The sequence below is a fragment of the Pseudarthrobacter albicanus genome, assembly GCF_018224015.1.
GTDB lineage: Bacteria > Actinomycetota > Actinomycetes > Actinomycetales > Micrococcaceae > Arthrobacter > Arthrobacter albicanus.
The window spans coordinates 38569-55581 of the sequence record NZ_JAGPOT010000025.1 but is presented as its reverse complement, the minus strand read 5'-3'; the positions used below and the strand labels follow the sequence as shown (position 1 = coordinate 55581).

Sequence of the window (17013 nt, the reverse complement as noted above, 5' to 3'; positions counted from 1 at the left end):
GCCGGCGGGAAACGTTCGGCGGGGCCTAGAGGGAGCGCAGGACCGAGACGACTTTGCCCATGATGACGGCGTGGTCGCCGAGGATGGGCTCGTACTGGGTGTTCTGCGGCAGCAGCCAGGTATGGCCGTCGCGCTGGCGGAAGGTCTTGACCGTTGCCTCGTCATCCAGCAGCGCGGCAACGATTTCGCCGTTGAGGGCGTCACTCTGCCGCCGGACAACCACCCAGTCGCCGTCGCAGATGGCGGCGTCGATCATCGAATCGCCGGCCACTTTCAGCATGAAAAGTTCGCCGTGGCCCACCAGCTGGCGCGGCAGCGGCATGACGTCCTCCACGACCTGGTCGGCGAGGATGGGGCCGCCGGCGGCGATCCGCCCCACTAACGGCACCATGGCGGTGTCCGTGGCGCTGGCGAGCTCCGAAACGGACAGCCCTCCCACGGACCGCAGGCCGCTGGATTTCGCCACACCGGAAATCCTGGTGGTTCCCTCGTCAAGGGTCAACGGCATGAGCACCTCCATGGCGCGCGGACGCTTGGGATCGCGCCGGAGGTAGCCGAGCTTCTCCAGCTGTGAGAGCTGGTGCGTGACGCTGGACAGGCTGGCGAGCCCAACGGTGTCGCCGATCTCGCGCATGGACGGCGGATAGCCCTTGTCCGTCACGGACCGCTGGATGGTTTCCAGGATCTTTTTCTGCCGGACGGTGAGGCTCTTGGGTGCCCGGGCCGGCTGGGGACCCCGCTGGGTGGCCCTGCCGCCGGTGGCTTGTGCTGCCATGTTCGCCAACGCCTTTCCAATCCGCCCGGCCGCCGTCGCCGCGGTGGCCGGGATCTTCCGGTCTGAATTGTCAGACCCTGCTGGTCAACTACTGCTGACCAACTAGTGGGTTCAACTAGTGGGTTCAACTACTGGGTTCAACTCCGGAAGAGCTTGTTCTGTCACTCAAACGTAGGCCAGCCGGACCGGATTTTCAAACATTTGTTCTAGCGAGTCTCGACAATGTTCGTCAATAAGTGCTAAAACAGAACCAGCAAAGTTCGAATATGTGTTCGATTGGCTGAGGCCAAAGCAGAGGTAGACGTTCGGCAAAACGTTCGAGGACAGGCTGCCTGGCGGCAGCGGCACCGTATGGTCCAGGAGGGCTAAGTTCATGGCAGCATCAGGCGCGTTTCACGACACATTCGGCCAGTACGATCCATCCGAACAGGTCCGGTCCTTTGGCAGCCACGCTCCGGCGGCGCCGGCCGCTGCCCCCGGTGCCAGACAGGCCCCGCTCCGGCTGACCCGCCGGGGCAGGTTCATCTTCTTCGGCCTTCCGCTTATCCTGCTGGCCGCCCTCATTCTCTCGTTCAGCGGATTCCTCAACGCCCCCGCCAAGGCGGCGGACTCCGCATCCGAGCTGTCGCTGACGCCGACCGTGTCCGTGACGGTCCAGCCCGGGGACTCCCTGTGGGCCATCGCCGGGGCCGTCGCACCGGAGCGCGATCCCCGGGACGTCGTCGGAGACATCGTCCAGCTCAACAACCTGGACGCTGCGCGCGTCATCCCGGGCCAGCAGCTCTTCGTCCCGTCCAAGTAGCCCGGCTCCCCAAACATCGGCACCCCCAAAAGACGGGGCCGGGGCGTCACAGTTTCAGGGCCCGCCGCGGCCTCACTTAAACTGATGAGGTGACTGACCAGTTAGAGCGCCTCAACCGACTTCCCCTCCGGACCAATCTGCGCGGGCTGCGCCCGTACGGGGCGCCCCAGCTGGACGTCCCCATCCTGCTCAACGTTAACGAGAACACCCACGGTGTCCCGGCCGACGTCCAAGCGGCCATCTCCGAAGCAGTGACGGCAGCGGCAGTGGGCCTGAACCGGTATCCGGACCGCGAATTCACCGAACTGCGCGAAGCATTGGCGGAGTATCTCGGCCACGGACTGGGCGCGGAGAACATCTGGGCGGCCAACGGCTCCAACGAGGTGCTCCAGCAGATCCTCCAGGCCTTCGGCGGCCCGGGACGCACCGCTCTGGGCTTCCCGCCCACATACTCCATGTACCCGCTGCTGGCCGCCGGCACGGACACGGAATACCTTGTGGGGGTGCGCGCCGGGGACTACGGTCTGAGCGCGGAATCGGCAGCACGCCAGGTGCGCGAACTCCAACCCAACGTCGTCTTCCTGTGCTCCCCGAACAACCCCACCGGCACCGGCCTTGGTGTTGACGTCGTTGAGGCCGTCTACGCCGCCGGTGAGGCCAGCCAGACCATCGTGATTGTTGACGAGGCCTACCACGAGTTCGCCCATGATGGAACGCCCAGCGCGCTCACGCTGCTGCCGGGCCGGGAACGGCTCATCGTCTCGCGCACCATGAGCAAGGCCTTCGCCCTCGCCGGCGCACGGCTGGGGTACATGGCCGCGGCACCCGAAGTGACCGACGCCCTGCGCCTGGTCCGCCTTCCGTACCACCTCTCGGCGATCACCCAGGCCACGGCACTGGCCGCCCTGCACCACCGGGTGGCGCTCATGGCCGACGTCGAGGACATCAAGCGCCAGCGGGACCGGATCGTTTCCGAACTGCAGCGGATGGGCCTCAGGCCGGCCGCTTCCGATTCCAACTATGTCTTCTTCGGCGGCCTCGAGAACCCGCACGAGACCTGGCAGGGGCTGCTGGACGCGGGGGTGCTCATCCGCGATGTCGGCATCCCCGGCCACCTGCGCGTGACAGCCGGCACTGAGACGGAAACCACAGCCTTCCTCGAGGCCCTCGAACGCATCCTGACCGGCCGCGCAGCGCTGCAGGCCTAGACTTAAGCCTTGGACAGGACCACTGCCAGGCTGCCCAGCACCATGCCTTCTTCCAAAGGGGAAACACCCACATGAGCAACACCGGATCAACCGCTGCCGAGGGCCGCACCGCACGGATGGAACGGACCACCAGCGAGTCCTCCGTCCTGGTCGAGATCAACCTGGACGGCACCGGAGTTTCGGACATCAGCACCTCGGTGCCGTTCTACGACCACATGCTGACGGCACTGAGCAAGCACTCCCTGATCGACATGACGGTCAAGGCCACCGGCGACACCCACATCGACGTCCACCACACGGTCGAGGACGTCGCCATCACCTTCGGCGAGGTCCTGCGCACCGCCCTTGGCAACAAGGCCGGCATCCGCCGCTTCGGCGAGGCGACGGTGCCGCTGGACGAGGCCCTCGCCCACGCCGTCGTCGACGTCTCGGGCCGCCCCTACCTGGTGCACGCCGGCGAGCCGGCCGGCCAGGAATACCACCTGATCGGCGGCCACTTCACGGGCTCGCTGACCCGCCACGTCTTCGAGGCCATCACCCTGCACGCCGGAATCTGCCTGCACATGAACGTCACCGCCGGCCGGGACCCGCACCACATCGTCGAGGCCCAGTTCAAGGCCTTCGCCCGCGCCCTGCGCTCGGCCGTCGAGCCCGATCCCCGGGTCAAGGGCATCCCTTCCACCAAGGGCGCACTGTGACCGGCCCGGACATCCGGGACGGGGCCGTCATCAATCCCGAGGCCGGCCGGAAACCCGCGTCGCCCGAGGGCAAGCCCACCGTGACGGTGCTGGACTACGGCTCCGGCAACATCCGCTCGGCCGTCCGCGCCCTGGAACGGGCCGGGGCCGAGGTCATCCTGAGCTCCAAACCGGAGGATGTACTCAACGCCGACGGCCTCGTCGTCCCCGGCGTCGGCGCCTTCGAAACGGTCATGAAAGAACTCAAGGCCGTCGACGCGATCCGGATGATCGGGCGCCGCGTCGCCGGCGGCCGGCCTGTGCTCGCGATCTGCGTGGGACTCCAGGTGCTCTTCGAGGCCGGCGTCGAACATGGCACCGAAGCCGAAGGCATGGGGGAGTGGCCCGGCAAGGTGGAACTGCTGCCCGCCGACGTCGTCCCGCACATGGGCTGGAACACGGTCGCCGTCCCCGAAGGCTCCAGTCTCTTCGCCGGCGTCCAGAACGAACGTTTCTACTTCGTGCACTCCTACGGCGTCCAGCACTGGGACTTCGACGTCATCCAGCCGCGGATGGCGGCACCGCTCGTGACCTGGTCCGAGCACGGCGGCCCCTTCATCGCAGCCGTCGAAAACGGCCCGCTGTGCGCCACCCAGTTCCACCCGGAGAAGTCCGGCGACGCCGGTGCGCGGCTGCTGCGCAACTGGGTGGACAGCCTGCGCGGCCGCCCCCAAGCCGCCGATGCCGCCGAGGCCGAGTCCGCCCCCGCAGCCTCCGCCGTGGCCACTTCCGCGGGCACCGGAGGCCACGCCACGCCCCCGGAACAGACCGCCTAGATGTGGTCCTTGGTGCTGATGGGCCTTGCCGGCCTGCTGGTCGGCGGTGCCCTGTCCTTCCGGCAGCAGAAGAGCCCCCTCTGGGTCCAGATCGTGTTCTATGTCCTGGCCGGAATGTCGCTGCTGGCCGCCTATCTCCTGACGCTGCCGGCCGCCTGACGGCCCCGCAGCGTTCCTGACCAACCGCCGCCACACCGAAGCTGAGGATCCACGATGACCACCGAAACCCCGTTGCCCGTACTTGAGCTGCTGCCCGCCGTCGACGTCGTCAACGGCCAGGCTGTCCGCCTCGTCCAGGGCGAAGCCGGCAGCGAGACAAGCTACGGCACCCCGCTGGACGCGGCCCTGAACTGGCAGCAGCAGGGCGCCGAATGGGTCCACCTCGTGGACCTCGACGCGGCCTTCGGCCGGGGCTCCAACGCGGAACTGCTCCGCGAAGTGGTGGGCCGGCTGGACATCAAGGTGGAGCTCTCCGGCGGCCTGCGCGACGACGAATCGCTCGAGAAGGCCCTGGACCTCGGCGTCGCACGGGTGAACCTGGGCACCGCGGCGCTGGAGAACCCGGAGTGGACCCGCCGCGCGATCGAGCGCTTCGGCGACAGGATCGCCGTCGGCCTCGACGTCCGCGGAACCACCCTGGCCGGCCGGGGCTGGACCAAGGAAGGCGGCGACCTCTGGGAGGTGCTGGGCCGCCTCGAGGAGGCCGGCTGCGCCCGCTACGTCGTCACCGATGTGACCAAGGACGGCACCCTGCAGGGCCCCAACGTCGAGCTGCTGCGCCGGATGGTCGAGAAGACCGGCAAGCCCGTCGTCGCGTCCGGCGGAATCTCCAGCCTGGCGGACCTCAAGGTGCTGCGATCCCTCGTCCCGCTCGGCGTCGAAGGCGCGATCATCGGCAAGGCCCTCTACAACGGCAACTTCACCATGCCCGAGGCCCTCGACGTCGCCGGCCGCCGCTAGGCGGTCCGCAACAGTGGAGCATTTCCAGAAGGACGAGCAGGCAGCGCCAGGCAGCGGAGCCGCGGCGCGCCAGCTGCCCGGCCACATCGCGGCCGCGCTTGCCGGCGCGGGCGGCGCCACCGACTCCGCCGGCCAGCCCTGGGCCGGCCGCAGCCTCGCCGGCGACGACGCGACGATCCACAATTTCGAGGACGACGACGGCGCCGCCGACCCCGGCTACCTTGCGGCCCTTGCGGCCTTGGCGGCAGGCGAAGGCGACGAAGCAGGGGTGGTGGCCTCCCTGGCCGCCGCCCGGGTCTTCGTGCCCATCCTCGCCCGGCTCGCCGAAGAGGGCGAAGGAGCCGTGGGGCTGCACGGTGACACCCTGCAGGCGGACAAGCAGGCCGACATGGCCCTCGTGACCCTCAAGGCCCCCGACGGCCGGACGGCCATGCCCCTCTTCACCTCCGCGGCCTCGCTCATGGCCTGGCACGCGGCGGCCCGGCCCGTCGCGGTGTACGCGGCCCGGGCGGCGCTGTCCGCCGTCGCCGAAGGCGCCGAACTGCTGGTGCTGGATCCCGGCTCGGAGTTCACCTTCGTGGTGCGCCGGCCCGCCGTCTGGGCGCTTGCCCAGCAGCGCCCGTGGACGCCGTCGTACGGTGATCCGGAGCTGGCGCGGTGGCTGGGTTCGGCCGTGGCTGGCTTTCCGGCCGTCCGCCGGGTAGAAATTCATCCAGGTGGCGGAGTTTCCTCGGCCGCCGCCGACGGAACGCTCCTTCCCGGCGGCGGGGCCGGGCCGGAACTGAAGGTGGTGCTGTACCTTGAGGACGGACTCGACGCCGCCGGCGTCCAGTCGATGGTGGCCGGCCTCAACAACGCCTGGGCACGGAATGAAATGTTTGCCGAGCGGGTTGACTCGATCGAGGTCAAGTTGCAGCGCGCGGCGCCATAGCTGACGGCAAGCGGGGGACCCCTGCCGGAAGCAGTAGCAGGCTGCCGCGGCAGAACCAAAGGATGTAGTCCGTGAACTTCGCGCTTTACCGGGACCTGCTGGCCGTGGGGCCCATCAGGCGGCTCCTGCTGGTGGGAATGATCGCCCGCATACCGCACGCGGCGGGCGGGGTGATGCTGACCCTGCACATCGTCCTGACCCTGGGGCAGGGCTACGCCGCCGCCGGCGCCGCGGCCGCCGTCATGACCATCGGCATCGCCGTCGGGGCACCCTGGCGCGGACGCCGGGTGGACACGGTGGGCCTGCGCAGGGCCCTGGTCCCGTCGGTCATTTCCGAGACCGTGATCTGGTCGATCGTGCCGCACGTGTCCTACGAACTGCTGCTGCCGCTGGTCTTCGTCGGCGGCCTGCTGACGCTGCCCATTTTCAGCGTTGTCCGCCAGTCCCTCGGCGTCCTGGCCACCGGCGAGCAGCGGCGCACCGCCTTCGCCCTCGACGCCATCACCACCGAATTCGTGTTCATGATCGGCCCCGCCGCCGGGGCCATCGTGGCCACCGCCGGATTCTCCGTCCTGGGACTCACCGTGATCGGTGCGGCCACCTCGGTGTCCGGGCTTTTCCTCATGTGGTTCAACCCGCCGACCCGCAGCGCTGTGCCGGAAGCCGGCTTCGAGCCAGGCCGGCAGGCAGGCCCCCTGGAAGGCACACAGGTGGCCATCGTCGCTGCCGCGCCCGCCCACCTGCGGGAAGTGGCGGCCGGGCCCGCCCCGCTGGCCGCGTCCGCCGGGGAGCGGCGGGAGCGCCGGTCCGGCCTGAGGCACAGGGTCCTGCACAGCTTCAGCTGGTTCACCGCCGCCGTGGCCGCCGTCTTCGCCGTTGCTGCCGGTGCCGGCATGATCCTCAGCGGCACCGATGTGGGGATCGTCGCAGCCCTCGAGGGCGGCAGCCACCAGGCCGAGATCGGCCTCGTCTTCCTCTTCTGGTGCGGGGCGTCGGTGGTGGGCGGCATCCTCTACGGCGCCATGCACCGGCCCATCCCACCGCTCCTGCTGCTGCTCGGCATGTCCGCCCTCACCATCCCGATGGCGTTCGCGGCGGACACCTGGACCCTCAGCCTGCTCTCGCTCCTGCCCGGGCTGCTCTGCGCGCCGGTGCTCTCGGCAGCCTCGGAGAAAGTGGCCGAACTGGTCGACGAACGCCGCCGGGGCGAGGCAATGGGCTGGTACGGATCCGCCCTCACCGGCGGGATCGCGCTGGGCGCCCCGCTGGCAGGCCTCTTCATCGACGTCGTCTCCCCTCCGGCCGGATTCGTCGCCGTGGGAGTGGCCGGCGTCGCCCTGTGCCTCGCGGGGCTGATGCTGCAGCACCGTCGCCGGCGGCGGCTGGCCACCATCGTCTGAGCCAACGACGACGGCGGGCGGACCTGTGTGGTCCGCCCGCCGTCGTCGTGGTTCCTTGAAGTCCGTGACCGGAAAGGGCCCGGCTTCGGCGATCGCTGCTAGTTGACGGGGCCGGTGTACTTCTCGCCCGGGCCCTTGCCCGGAGCATCCGGAATGGCGGATTCCTCGCGGAAGGCCAGCTGCAGCGAACGCAGCCCGTCGCGCAAGGGTCCGGCGTGCTGTGAACCGATCTCGGGGGCCGCGGCAGTGACCAGGCCGGCGAGGGCAATGATCAGCTTGCGTGCCTCGTCGAGGTCCTTGAGTTCCTCGGCGTTCTCCTCGGCGGCAAGGCCGAGCTTCACGGCGGCGGCGCTCATCAGGTGCACAGCCGCGGTGGTGATGACCTCGATCGCGGGGACCTCGGAGATGTCGCGGATCTGCTGTGAGACGTCGGCCTGGCCGGTCGAGGGCTCGAAAACGTGTGAATTACTGTCTGAAGTGCTCATGCTGGTAAGCTTGTCACAGACCGACTGGATGTCGTTATTTTACAGAGCTCCATCACACAGTTGTATATCACACAGTTGTTTATCACAGTCCCTCCGGTTCCTGCCTGATCAGGCAGGTAGCGCCGGACGGGATTCGTTCTGTAGAATCGGTTTTCAGTTTGCAAGCGGAGTTCTCTCCCACCCGCGTCAGCCGCGAATCTTTCTTCGGGAAGTAAGGTTGCCGGGTACCTGGTCGGGCGTTTTCCCCGGGCACCAGCCTGGCGGGAACGCATGCCGCCTCTATGCGAGGCAGGCAGCTCCGATCTTCGAGGCCTTCGATTGCTCCGGCAATTGGGGGCCTTCTCTATTTGCCGGTGGAATGCCACTCACGAACACAGGAGCTTTAACATTAGCGAGCCAAGAATCAATGAGCGTATCCGCGTCCCCGAGGTGCGGCTGGTCGGCCCTGCAGGCGAACAAGTAGGAGTTGTCCGTATTGAGGATGCCCTGCGTTTGGCTGCCGAGTCCGATCTTGATCTCGTTGAAGTTGCACCGCAGGCCAAGCCTCCGGTGTGCAAGCTGATGGACTTCGGCAAGTACAAGTACGAAGCTGCGGTCAAGGCACGCGAGGCCCGGAAGAACCAGACCAACACGGTTCTGAAGGAAATCCGCTTCCGCCTGAAGATCGACACCCATGACTATGAGACCAAGCGCGGCCACGCGCTCCGGTTCCTCGGGGCCGGTGACAAGGTCAAGGCCATGATCCAGTTCCGCGGCCGTGAGCAGCAGCGCCCCGAGATGGGCATCCGCCTGCTGCAGCGCTTTGCCGACGACGTCGCCGAAGTCGGCGTGGTGGAGTCAAGCCCGCGTATCGATGGCCGCAACATGGTCATGGTGGTGGGTCCCCTGAAGAACAAGGCTGAAGCCAAGGCAGAGGCCCGCCGCGCATCGCAGCGTGCAGAAGCCAAGGCAGAGAACGAAGCCAAGGCTTCGGGGGCCCCGGGTCGCGTGGACGTTTCCGGTGACAGCAGTGCGCCGCTGACGCAGTCCCTGGCGGACCTCCTTCCGGAGGGATACCAGATCAAGACGGAAGCTCCGGCAACGGAAGCGGCTCCGGCGGTTGCCGAGGCCCCTGCCGCGGACAACGCAGTCGAGGACAAAGCAGTCGAAGAAACCGTAGCCACGGAGGCCCCCGCCGCCGAGGTCAAGGTGCAGGAAGCGGCGGCAGAAAAGGCTCCCGTCCAGGAAGCGCCCAAGCAGGAGGCCCCCAAGGCCGCCAGGCAGGCAGCTCCGAAGCGGGAGGCTCCCAAGGCCGCCGCGAAGCCGCCGGTAGCCCAGGCACCTGCCGCTGCACCGGCCAAGGCGACCGAAGCTCCGAAGGCCCCTGAGGCTGCCAAGGCGCCGGAGGTTGCGAAAGCACCCGAGGCCGAAACGGCCGCTCCGGCAGCGGCACCGAAGCCGGTTGCGGCTCCCAAGCCGGTACCGCGGCCTTCGGCGCCGAAGCCTGCGGCACGGCCGGCTGCGCCGAAGTCCGCCGCCAAGCCGGGCAGCAAGAAGACCAACTAGTTCACGGCTGCCGGACAGCAATGTCCGGCAGCAAGCAACCAGCACGCCGCCCGCAGGGGCGGCTGCACGAAAGAACTGCAGACCATGTCTGCGGATACGTAAGGAGATCGGTTCCCATGCCGAAGATGAAGACCCACAGCGGTGCTAAGAAGCGCTTCAAGCTGACCGGCAGCGGCAAGCTGCGCCGCCAGCAGGCCAACCGCCGCCACTACCTCGAGCACAAGTCCTCCAGGCTGACCCGCCGCCTCGCCGGCGACAAGATCGTCTTCAAGGGCGACGCCAAGGTCATCCGGAAGATGCTCGGCATCTAAGTTCCAAGTTCTCTGGCTGACTGCCACCTGGCAGCGGTCAACTACCAAAAGGCTTCTCAGGCCAGCCGGTCCGTCCGGCAGTAGACGCTTGGGATCAGAATTTTCGAAGGAGTACGCACGTGGCACGTGTGAAGAGGGCGGTCAACGCCCACAAGAAGCGCCGGGTTATCCTTGAACGCGCAAAGGGCTACCGTGGACAGCGTTCACGCCTGTACCGCAAGGCCAAAGAGCAGCTGCTGCACTCGTTTGTGTACAGCTACGGCGACCGCAAGAAGAAGAAGGGCGACTTCCGCCGCCTGTGGATCCAGCGCATCAACGCTGCCTCCCGCGCCAACGGCCTGACCTACAACCGCCTGATCCAGGGCCTGAAGGCCGCTGAGGTCGAGGTTGACCGCCGTATGCTGGCCGAGCTTGCCGTTTCTGACGCCAACGCCTTCGCCGCGCTGGTGCAGATCGCCAAGGACTCGCTGCCCGCCGACACGTCCGCTCCGGCCGTTACGGCTGAAGCCGCACCGAAGGCCAAGGCTGCCAAGAAGCCCGCCGCCAAGAAGGCCGCCGCCGAGGCTGCCAAGTAGCAGTTCAACAGCTACGCCGTTCGAGAACCGGCTGCAACAGCAACTAAGGTTCTTGTATGAACGAGACCGGGCGCCCGCAAGACTTTCCACTTTCCAACCCCCGAGCTGATCGGGTGCGGAAGGTGGCACAACTTGCCGGGCGCCCGGCCCGTTTAAAGCGCAGCGAGTTCCTGGCGGAGGGCCCGCAGGTTGTCCGGGAGGCCCTGGCCCTTCACCAGAAAAGGATTGCCGCGGGTGAGCCCGGCATCGTCTATGAGGTCTACGCGAGCGAGGCCTGCCTGGACCGCCATCCCGAGCTGGAGAAGCTGGCGGAGGGCACCACCGCATACCTCGCCACCGACGAGGTGCTCGCTGCGATGGCGGACACGGTGAACCCGCAGGGCATCATCGCCGTCTGCGGCTTCGTGGATGTCAGCCTGGAGCAAGTGCTCGACTCCGGTCCCCGGCTGGTCGCCGTGCTGTGCCAGGTGCGTGACCCCGGCAACGCCGGGACCGTGCTGCGGGCAGCCGATGCCGCCGGAGCCGACGCGGTGGTCCTGACCGGCTCAAGCGTGGACATTTACAACCCCAAGGCCGTCCGCTCGACGGCGGGATCCCTCTTCCACCTGCCGGTCGTGCTCGGCGCCGAGGTGGGGGAGCTCGTGGCCCGCTGCAAGGAACGCGGGATCGGCGTCCTGGCCGCAGACGGCTACGGCCAGCTGAACCTGGACCGGCTGCAGGACGAAAACACGGCCCGTCGCCTGGGGGCGTCCGCGGCCGGATCCGACTACGCGCTGGAAAACCCGACCGCCTGGTTGTTCGGCAACGAGGCCCAGGGCCTTTCCGAAGACGAGCTCGCGCTGGCCGACCACCGGGTAGCGGTGCCGGTCCACGGCGCCGCGGAAAGCCTCAACCTCGCGACCGCCGCGACCCTCTGCCTTTACGCCAGCGCGCGGTCACAGCAGGATTCCGGAGCGCACCCTTCCTAGCGGCTCCCGGATCAAGGCGGACAACAAAATACGGCGGGGGTCCACCGAAAAGGTGGGCCTCCGCCGTCGTATCCGCATCTGCCTGGCACCGTGGCGCCAGCCGATGGACAGTGCATTTACAGCAACTACGTGGTCCGGTTGCGTCCGGTGACAGCGCCGTAGATACCGGCAACTACCAGGCCGCCGACAATGGCGAGGAGCCAGGAACCGAGGTTCCAGAATTCCATCTTGCCGCCGCCGAACAGCAGGTCGCCGATCCAGCCGCCGACGATCGCACCGACGACGCCGAGCACGAGGCTGGTAACCCAGCCGCCGCCGACCTTGCCGGGCATGACTGCCTTAACGATTGCACCTACTATGAGTCCGAGAATGATCCATCCAAGAAAGCCCATGTCTCCTCCTACATAATCGTCGGCCTCCAAATTGTGAACGCCGAGTACAGCTTCAAGCTAACATAGGCCCGATTCCTTGTCAGCAGGATCACACCCAATCGTTACCTGGCCGGAGTGTTCCGGCCGCGGTGCGGTCGCCGGCCCGGACCGGGTACGGTATTCCTTGCGGGCACGGGCATTGCCGGGCCCGCGACCACCCGGCAAGAATCCCCGAAGGAGAAGCTCACGTGGCTGCAAATGGCGGTACCAAGGCGATTGTCGCGGCGCTGGCCGCCAACCTGACCATCGCCGTCCTGAAGTTCGTCGCCTTCGCGCTGACACTGTCCTCGTCCATGCTGGCGGAGGCCATCCACTCCGTCGCGGACTCGGGTAACCAGCTTCTCCTGCTCCTCGGCGGCAAGCGCGCCCGGAAGGCAGCCAGCCCGGAGCACCCGTTCGGCTACGGACGCGAACGCTACATCTACGCCTTCATCGTCTCGATTGTGCTGTTCAGCGTGGGTGGACTCTTCGCGCTGTATGAAGCGTGGGGAAAAATCCAGCACCCGCATGCCATCGAGGGCGACTTCTGGTGGGTGCCGCTGGCCGTGCTCGTGGGCGCCATCGTCGCCGAGTCCTTTTCCTTCAGGACCGCGATCGTCGAATCGAATCCGCTCCGCGGCAAGCAGGGCTGGATCAAGTTCATCCGCAATGCCAAGCAGCCGGAGCTTCCGGTCATCCTGCTCGAGGACTTCGGCGCCCTCGTGGGCCTCGTCTTCGCGCTCCTCGGCGTGGGGCTGACGCTCATCACCGGCGACGGCATCTGGGATGCCCTCGGCACCGGCATGATCGGGCTGCTGCTGGTGGCCATCGCCATCGTGCTGGCCGTGGAGACGAAATCGTTGCTGCTGGGGGAGTCGGCGACCAGTGCGGACGTCGCCAGGATCCGGACCGCCATCGAAGCCGGCGGGACCGGCATCATCCACCTCAAGACCCTGCACCTGGGTCCCGAGGAGCTGCTGGTCGCCGCCAAGATCAGCGTCGGCCGCGCCGACTCGGGCCAGGACATCGCCCAGGCGATCGACGACGCCGAGGCCCGGATCCGCGAGGCCGTCCCGATCGCCCGGGTCATCTACCTCGAACCCGACGTCGAGCGTGTCAACGCCGCCTGACGGATCTGAGCAGGTGCCGCTGGGCCGCAGCCGCACTGCGCGGGCTACGGGGCCAGCGGCCTCTTGCGTTCCACGAGGCCGCTGACGGCGGCGACGCCGAGCCCCAGCACGGCCAGGACGGCGCCCACCAGGGCAGGCGCGACGTAACCCCAGCCCCAGGCGATCACGAGGCCGCCGAGGAAGGCGCCGAGGGCGTTGGCCACGTTGAGGGCCGCATGGTTCAGCGAGGACGCCAGCGACGGGGCATCGGGGGAGGCATCCAGCAGCCGGGTCTGCAGAGCCGGGACCAGCAGGGATCCGGCGCCGCCCACCACGAAGACCATGACGAAGGCGGACCAGGGCCAGTGCACGGCCACTGCATAGACCACGAGTGCCACGGCGGTGGCGGGCAGGACCCAGTAGATGGTTCCCATCACGGACTTGTCAGCGATCCGGCCGCCGACGATGTTGCCGGCCACCATGCCGAGTCCGTAGAGCGCCACTACGAGCGGCAGCCACGCGGCCGGGATGCCGGCGACGTCGGTCATGGTGTGGGCGATGTAAGTGTAGGTGGCGAAGAAGCCGCCAAAGCCCACGATCCCGATCAGGATGGCCAGCCAGACCTGGAGCCGCTTCAGCGCGCTGAGCTCCCGGCGGAAGCTGGCATCGGCGTGGGGCTTCTGGAACGGCACGAACCGCCACAGCATGACGAGCGTGATGATGCCGATCAGGCCGACCAGCAGGAACAGCAGCCGCCAGCCGTAGCTCTGGCCGAGCCATGTGGCGAACGGGACGCCAATGACATTGGACACGGTCAGGCCGGCCATCACCATCGAGATCGCCCAGCCCCGCCTGGTCGGAGCGACCAGGGAGGCGGCGATGACGGCCGCAACGCCGAAGAAGGCGCCGTGGGGCAGCCCCGCCGCGAACCGTGACACCAGCATCGTGCCGTAGTCCGGGGCAATGAAGGATGTGAGGTTCGCGATGCTGAAGAAGAGCATCAGTCCCAGGGCCAGATATTTCCGCGGCATCCTGGCGCCGACGGCGGCCAGCACCGGCGCGCCGATGACGACGCCGAGGGCGTAGGCCGAGATCAGGTGGCCGGCCTCCTGGGTGCTGATGTTCAGGCCCTGCTCCACTTCCTTGAGCAGGCCCATCATGGTGAATTCGGTGGTTCCGATGCCGAATCCGCCCATGGCAAGGGCAACAATGGCAAGGGCAAGATGGCGGGCGCCGGTTTTTGGCGTGGCCTGGGCTTGTTGGGTGGTTGTCATTCGTCCGCTTTTCGGGGAGTTTCCGGGCAGCCGCCAGGAGGATTCGGCATCTTAAATATGATGTGTGCAACTTCGCGAGGGTGCGCGGTATTCCCGGGATTTCGGGACCGCGGCCCTCTCCATTCTCCCGCACCGCACCGCCGTCCTAGACTTGGGGGCGTGACTGGACTCATTAACGTTGTTGGCGGCGCAGTAGTGGACTCCCTGGCGGAACCGGCCCGGCTGCTCGTTGCACGGCGGACGGCGCCGCCGCAGTTTGCCGGCATGTGGGAGTTCCCCGGCGGCAAGGTGGAGTCCGGCGAGACCCCGGAGCAGGCGCTCCAGCGCGAGCTGCTCGAGGAGCTGGGCGTCACCGTCCGGCTCGGGGCGGAACTGCCGGCGTCGTCCGCCTCCGGCTGGCCGCTCAACGAGCGGGCCGCGATGCGCGTGTGGTTTGCGGAACTGGCCGACGGCGAGCCGCACCCCCTGCAGGACCACGACGAGCTGCGCTGGATCGACGTGGCGGACCGCGAGGACGTGCTGGGCCTGCCTTGGATCCCGGCAGACTTCCCCATTGTTGAGGCGCTCCTGGACACGCTCCAGGCTTCGCGCTGCGGATCGGGTGTCGTCCCGGGTGCGGTTCCGGGAGCGTTTCCGGTCCCCAACGGCACGCCGGCGACATGATCCGCCCGGTTCCGGCCCCTTAAACCTGGCTAAGTAAGGCCTGTCGGTCGATTCCCGTGACCTCTTTCTCCGCCATCGTGACATTGGTCTCTTACTGTCGGAGGTGCCTGATTGACTTGGTTCATGAACGGCAATAGGGAGCCGGAATCGGCTCCGGCGGTATCGGAAGGTATGGCGGTCAGAAACCTGATCGGCTCCCTGGCCGGTTCCCTGGCTGCCGTCCGGCCGTGCGGGGATGGTGCCGGGCTGGTCGCCCAGTTGCGGGAGCTGGAGGATGTGAAGTCCGCCGCGGCGGCGGCGCAGGCCCGGATCGCCGTAGCCTTCGATGCCCTGGAGCGCCGCGCCCAGGCCTGCGCGGGGGTGCCCGCGGCGGAGCTGGGAAAAGGCGTGGGGGCGCAGATCGCCCTGGCCCGGCGGGAGTCCCCGTCCCGCTGGGGCCGGCTGCTGGGCCTGGCGAAGGCGCTGGTGGCGGAGATGCCGCGGACGCTGGCCGCGCTGGCCGCCGGGGACCTGAACGAATGGCGCGCCACGCTGCTGGTCCGGGAAACGGCGTGCCTGTCGGCCGCGGACCGGGCCGCGGTCGACGGGGAGCTCGCCGCGGACACCGGCACGTTCGCCGGCGCCGGGGACCGGGCGGTCACGGCCGCGGCCCGCGCCGCGGCGTACCGGAGGGACCCGCGCCCGGTCGCGGACCGGGCCGCGGTCGACGGGGAGCTCGCCGCGGACCCCGGCACGTTCGCCGGCGCCGGGGACCGGGCGGTCCCGGCCGCGGCCCGCGCCGCGGCGTACCGGAGGGACCCGCGCCCGGTCGCGGACCGGGCCGCGGTCGACGGGGAGCTCGCCGCGGACACCGGCACGTTCGCCGGCGCCGGGGACCGGGCGGTCACGGCCGCGGCCCGCGCCGCGGCGTACCGGAGGGACCCGCGCCCGGTCGCGGACCGGGCCGCCCACGCCGCCACGGACCGGCACGTCAGCCTCCGCCCGGCGCCGGACACCATGACGTACCTGACTGCGCTGCTCCCGGCCAGGGAGGGCGTCGCGGTCTACACGGCGCTGAGCGGGCACGCCGGGGCCCTGCGCTCCGGCGGGGACCCCCGCTCCCGCGGGCAGCTCATGGCCGATGGCCTGGTGGAGCGGGTCACCGGGACCCCCGGCGGGATCACCGGGGTCCAGATCCAGCTCGTCATGACCGACCGGACCCTGTTCCAGGGCGACAGCGAACCGGCCCGGCTCCCCGGCTACGGCATCGTCCCCGCCGCCTGGGCCCGGACCCTCCTCACCCCCGCCGACGGCGCAACCGGAGCCCGCGGCGCAACGGGCTCCGGCACATCTGTCAAGGCCGACGGCGGCGGCAGCGGGACCGGCGGCGGCGCAACGGACGGCACAACGGATTACGGCGGGGCCGGCGGCGCTCCGGATTCCGGCGCGCGCGGCAGCCTCGGCAGCAACGGCACCGGCGGCCTCACCGGGGCGCCGCCGGCGTTCGCCATCTGGCTGCGGCGGCTCTACACCGCCCCCGGGACCGGGGACCTGCTGGCCCTGGACTCCCGGGCCCGGCTCTTCCCGGCCGGGCTGCGGCGCTTCCTGTCGGCCCGGGACGACACCTGCCGTACCCCGTACTGCGACGCCCCGATCCGGCACCTGGACCACATCATCCCGTGGCACGACGGCGGCACCACCAGCCACGCCAACGGCTCCGGGCTCTGCGAAGCCTGCAACCACACCAAGGAAATCCCCGGCTGGGCCGCCCGGCCCAGGCCCGGGCCGAGACACACGCTCGAACTCACCACCCCCACCGGCCACACCTACTCCTCCACCGCGCCCCCGCTCCCCGGCACCCCCATGACCGGCGACCCGATGGCCGGCATCCCGCTCCCCGGCACCCTCCACGACCAGACCCGCCACCGGCACGAACTCCGGCACCACGCAAAGGTCAAAATCCTAAAACGCACTCCGCTAAGCGCGCCGCTGGTGGCCTGACGCTGGTGGCCTGACGCAGGAGGCACTACTCCACCCGGGCACAGTGCTGGCCCGCGTCGGTGGCACAGGGCTCAGTCCCCATAGGCCAGATCACCCGCCGTGCC

The 17013-nt window shown here is 68.7% G+C and carries 20 protein-coding genes; 15 read left to right on the top strand and 5 right to left on the bottom strand.

What is annotated here, in order from left to right:
• Positions 1-25: 25 nt before the first annotated feature.
• Complete coding sequence (lexA, locus tag J9611_RS07660) at positions 26-775, bottom strand: transcriptional repressor LexA (protein ID WP_211879060.1); 750 nt, start codon at positions 773-775, stop codon at positions 26-28.
• 165 nt (positions 776-940) lie between these two features.
• Positions 941-1150 carry a hypothetical protein gene (locus J9611_RS07655; protein WP_211879058.1) on the bottom strand — a complete coding sequence of 70 codons (210 nt, stop codon included), beginning with the start codon at positions 1148-1150 and terminating at the stop codon, positions 941-943.
• On the opposite strand from J9611_RS07655, the gene J9611_RS07650 reads away from it, so the two are divergent.
• From J9611_RS07650 to J9611_RS07615, 8 genes are all read left to right on the top strand, one after another.
• Positions 1149-1577 (top strand): LysM peptidoglycan-binding domain-containing protein, encoded by a 429-nt coding sequence (locus J9611_RS07650; protein WP_211879057.1) that lies wholly within the window; start codon positions 1149-1151, stop codon positions 1575-1577. The genes J9611_RS07655 and J9611_RS07650 overlap by 2 nt on opposite strands.
• Positions 1578-1666: 89 nt before the next feature.
• Positions 1667-2785, top strand: coding sequence for a histidinol-phosphate transaminase (locus J9611_RS07645; RefSeq protein WP_211879056.1), 1119 nt, complete (start codon positions 1667-1669; stop codon positions 2783-2785).
• A 71-nt stretch (positions 2786-2856) separates the two neighbouring features.
• Positions 2857-3483, top strand: coding sequence for an imidazoleglycerol-phosphate dehydratase HisB (gene hisB / locus J9611_RS07640; protein WP_211879055.1), 627 nt, complete (start codon positions 2857-2859; stop codon positions 3481-3483).
• The gene (hisH, locus tag J9611_RS07635; RefSeq protein ID WP_307857041.1) at positions 3480-4298 is read left to right on the top strand and encodes an imidazole glycerol phosphate synthase subunit HisH; all 819 of its coding nucleotides are present in this window, start codon (positions 3480-3482) and stop codon (positions 4296-4298) included. The genes hisB and hisH overlap by 4 nt, the downstream gene beginning before the upstream one ends.
• Positions 4299-4457 (top strand): CG2302 family histidine operon protein, encoded by a 159-nt coding sequence (locus tag J9611_RS07630; RefSeq protein WP_211879054.1) that lies wholly within the window; start codon positions 4299-4301, stop codon positions 4455-4457.
• A gap of 54 nt (positions 4458-4511) precedes the next feature.
• Positions 4512-5258, top strand: coding sequence for a bifunctional 1-(5-phosphoribosyl)-5-((5-phosphoribosylamino)methylideneamino)imidazole-4-carboxamide isomerase/phosphoribosylanthranilate isomerase PriA (gene priA, locus J9611_RS07625; protein WP_211879053.1), 747 nt, complete (start codon positions 4512-4514; stop codon positions 5256-5258).
• 13 nt (positions 5259-5271) lie between these two features.
• Positions 5272-6189: an SseB family protein gene (locus J9611_RS07620; RefSeq protein ID WP_211879051.1), complete on the top strand. Its 918-nt coding sequence runs from the start codon at positions 5272-5274 to the stop codon at positions 6187-6189.
• Between the two features lie 71 nt (positions 6190-6260).
• Positions 6261-7589, top strand: a complete 1329-nt coding sequence (locus J9611_RS07615; protein WP_211879049.1) for an MFS transporter — start codon at positions 6261-6263, stop codon at positions 7587-7589.
• A gap of 98 nt (positions 7590-7687) precedes the next feature.
• On the opposite strand, the gene J9611_RS07610 is transcribed toward J9611_RS07615, so the two are convergent.
• Positions 7688-8074 (bottom strand): DUF1844 domain-containing protein, encoded by a 387-nt coding sequence (locus J9611_RS07610; RefSeq protein ID WP_211879047.1) that lies wholly within the window; start codon positions 8072-8074, stop codon positions 7688-7690.
• A 429-nt stretch (positions 8075-8503) separates the two neighbouring features.
• Here J9611_RS07610 and infC point away from each other — a divergent pair, with 429 nt between their 5' ends.
• The 4 genes from infC (at position 8504) to J9611_RS07590 (ending at position 11473) form a co-directional block, all read left to right on the top strand.
• Positions 8504-9619 carry a translation initiation factor IF-3 gene (infC, locus tag J9611_RS07605; RefSeq protein WP_372447772.1) on the top strand — a complete coding sequence of 372 codons (1116 nt, stop codon included), beginning with the start codon at positions 8504-8506 and terminating at the stop codon, positions 9617-9619.
• Positions 9620-9735: 116 nt separating this feature from the next.
• Positions 9736-9930, top strand: coding sequence for a 50S ribosomal protein L35 (gene rpmI, locus J9611_RS07600; RefSeq protein WP_009358635.1), 195 nt, complete (start codon positions 9736-9738; stop codon positions 9928-9930).
• A 119-nt stretch (positions 9931-10049) separates the two neighbouring features.
• Positions 10050-10505: a 50S ribosomal protein L20 gene (rplT, locus tag J9611_RS07595; protein WP_211879043.1), complete on the top strand. Its 456-nt coding sequence runs from the start codon at positions 10050-10052 to the stop codon at positions 10503-10505.
• 56 nt (positions 10506-10561) lie between these two features.
• On the top strand, positions 10562-11473 hold the full coding sequence (locus J9611_RS07590) for a TrmH family RNA methyltransferase (protein WP_211879041.1): 912 nt from the start codon (positions 10562-10564) through the stop codon (positions 11471-11473).
• 125 nt (positions 11474-11598) lie between these two features.
• On the opposite strand, the gene J9611_RS07585 is transcribed toward J9611_RS07590, so the two are convergent.
• A complete protein-coding gene (locus J9611_RS07585) occupies positions 11599-11865 on the bottom strand; it encodes a GlsB/YeaQ/YmgE family stress response membrane protein (protein ID WP_211879039.1) in 267 nt (88 codons plus the stop codon).
• A gap of 227 nt (positions 11866-12092) precedes the next feature.
• Between J9611_RS07585 and J9611_RS07580 the strand changes: the two genes are divergently transcribed.
• Entirely contained in the window at positions 12093-13013 is a 921-nt protein-coding gene (locus J9611_RS07580) for a cation diffusion facilitator family transporter (protein WP_211879037.1), read from the top strand.
• 44 nt (positions 13014-13057) lie between these two features.
• On the opposite strand, the gene J9611_RS07575 is transcribed toward J9611_RS07580, so the two are convergent.
• Positions 13058-14266, bottom strand: a complete 1209-nt coding sequence (locus J9611_RS07575; RefSeq protein WP_211879035.1) for an MFS transporter — start codon at positions 14264-14266, stop codon at positions 13058-13060.
• 159 nt (positions 14267-14425) lie between these two features.
• Between J9611_RS07575 and J9611_RS07570 the strand changes: the two genes are divergently transcribed.
• The gene (locus tag J9611_RS07570) at positions 14426-14929 is read left to right on the top strand and encodes a (deoxy)nucleoside triphosphate pyrophosphohydrolase (protein ID WP_211879033.1); all 504 of its coding nucleotides are present in this window, start codon (positions 14426-14428) and stop codon (positions 14927-14929) included.
• A gap of 123 nt (positions 14930-15052) precedes the next feature.
• Entirely contained in the window at positions 15053-16909 is a 1857-nt protein-coding gene (locus J9611_RS21780; protein WP_246527506.1) for an HNH endonuclease, read from the top strand.
• The last annotated feature ends 104 nt before the right edge of the window (positions 16910-17013 follow it).

Excerpts from the sequence above, each read along its gene's own strand:
- lexA (WP_211879060.1), bottom strand. The coding sequence starts at position 775 with ATGGCAGCACAAGCCACCGGCGGCAGGGCCACCCAGCGGGGTCCCCAG.
- J9611_RS07650 (WP_211879057.1), top strand. The coding sequence starts at position 1,149 with ATGGCAGCATCAGGCGCGTTTCACGACACATTCGGCCAGTACGATCCA.
- J9611_RS07655 (WP_211879058.1), bottom strand. The coding sequence starts at position 1,150 with ATGAACTTAGCCCTCCTGGACCATACGGTGCCGCTGCCGCCAGGCAGC.
- hisB (WP_211879055.1), top strand. The coding sequence starts at position 2,857 with ATGAGCAACACCGGATCAACCGCTGCCGAGGGCCGCACCGCACGGATG.
- J9611_RS07630 (WP_211879054.1), top strand. The coding sequence starts at position 4,299 with ATGTGGTCCTTGGTGCTGATGGGCCTTGCCGGCCTGCTGGTCGGCGGT.
- priA (WP_211879053.1), top strand. The coding sequence starts at position 4,512 with ATGACCACCGAAACCCCGTTGCCCGTACTTGAGCTGCTGCCCGCCGTC.
- J9611_RS07610 (WP_211879047.1), bottom strand. The coding sequence starts at position 8,074 with ATGAGCACTTCAGACAGTAATTCACACGTTTTCGAGCCCTCGACCGGC.
- rpmI (WP_009358635.1), top strand. The coding sequence starts at position 9,736 with ATGCCGAAGATGAAGACCCACAGCGGTGCTAAGAAGCGCTTCAAGCTG.
- J9611_RS07590 (WP_211879041.1), top strand. The coding sequence starts at position 10,562 with ATGAACGAGACCGGGCGCCCGCAAGACTTTCCACTTTCCAACCCCCGA.
- J9611_RS07585 (WP_211879039.1), bottom strand. The coding sequence starts at position 11,865 with ATGGGCTTTCTTGGATGGATCATTCTCGGACTCATAGTAGGTGCAATC.
- J9611_RS07575 (WP_211879035.1), bottom strand. The coding sequence starts at position 14,266 with ATGACAACCACCCAACAAGCCCAGGCCACGCCAAAAACCGGCGCCCGC.
- J9611_RS21780 (WP_246527506.1), top strand. The coding sequence starts at position 15,053 with ATGAACGGCAATAGGGAGCCGGAATCGGCTCCGGCGGTATCGGAAGGT.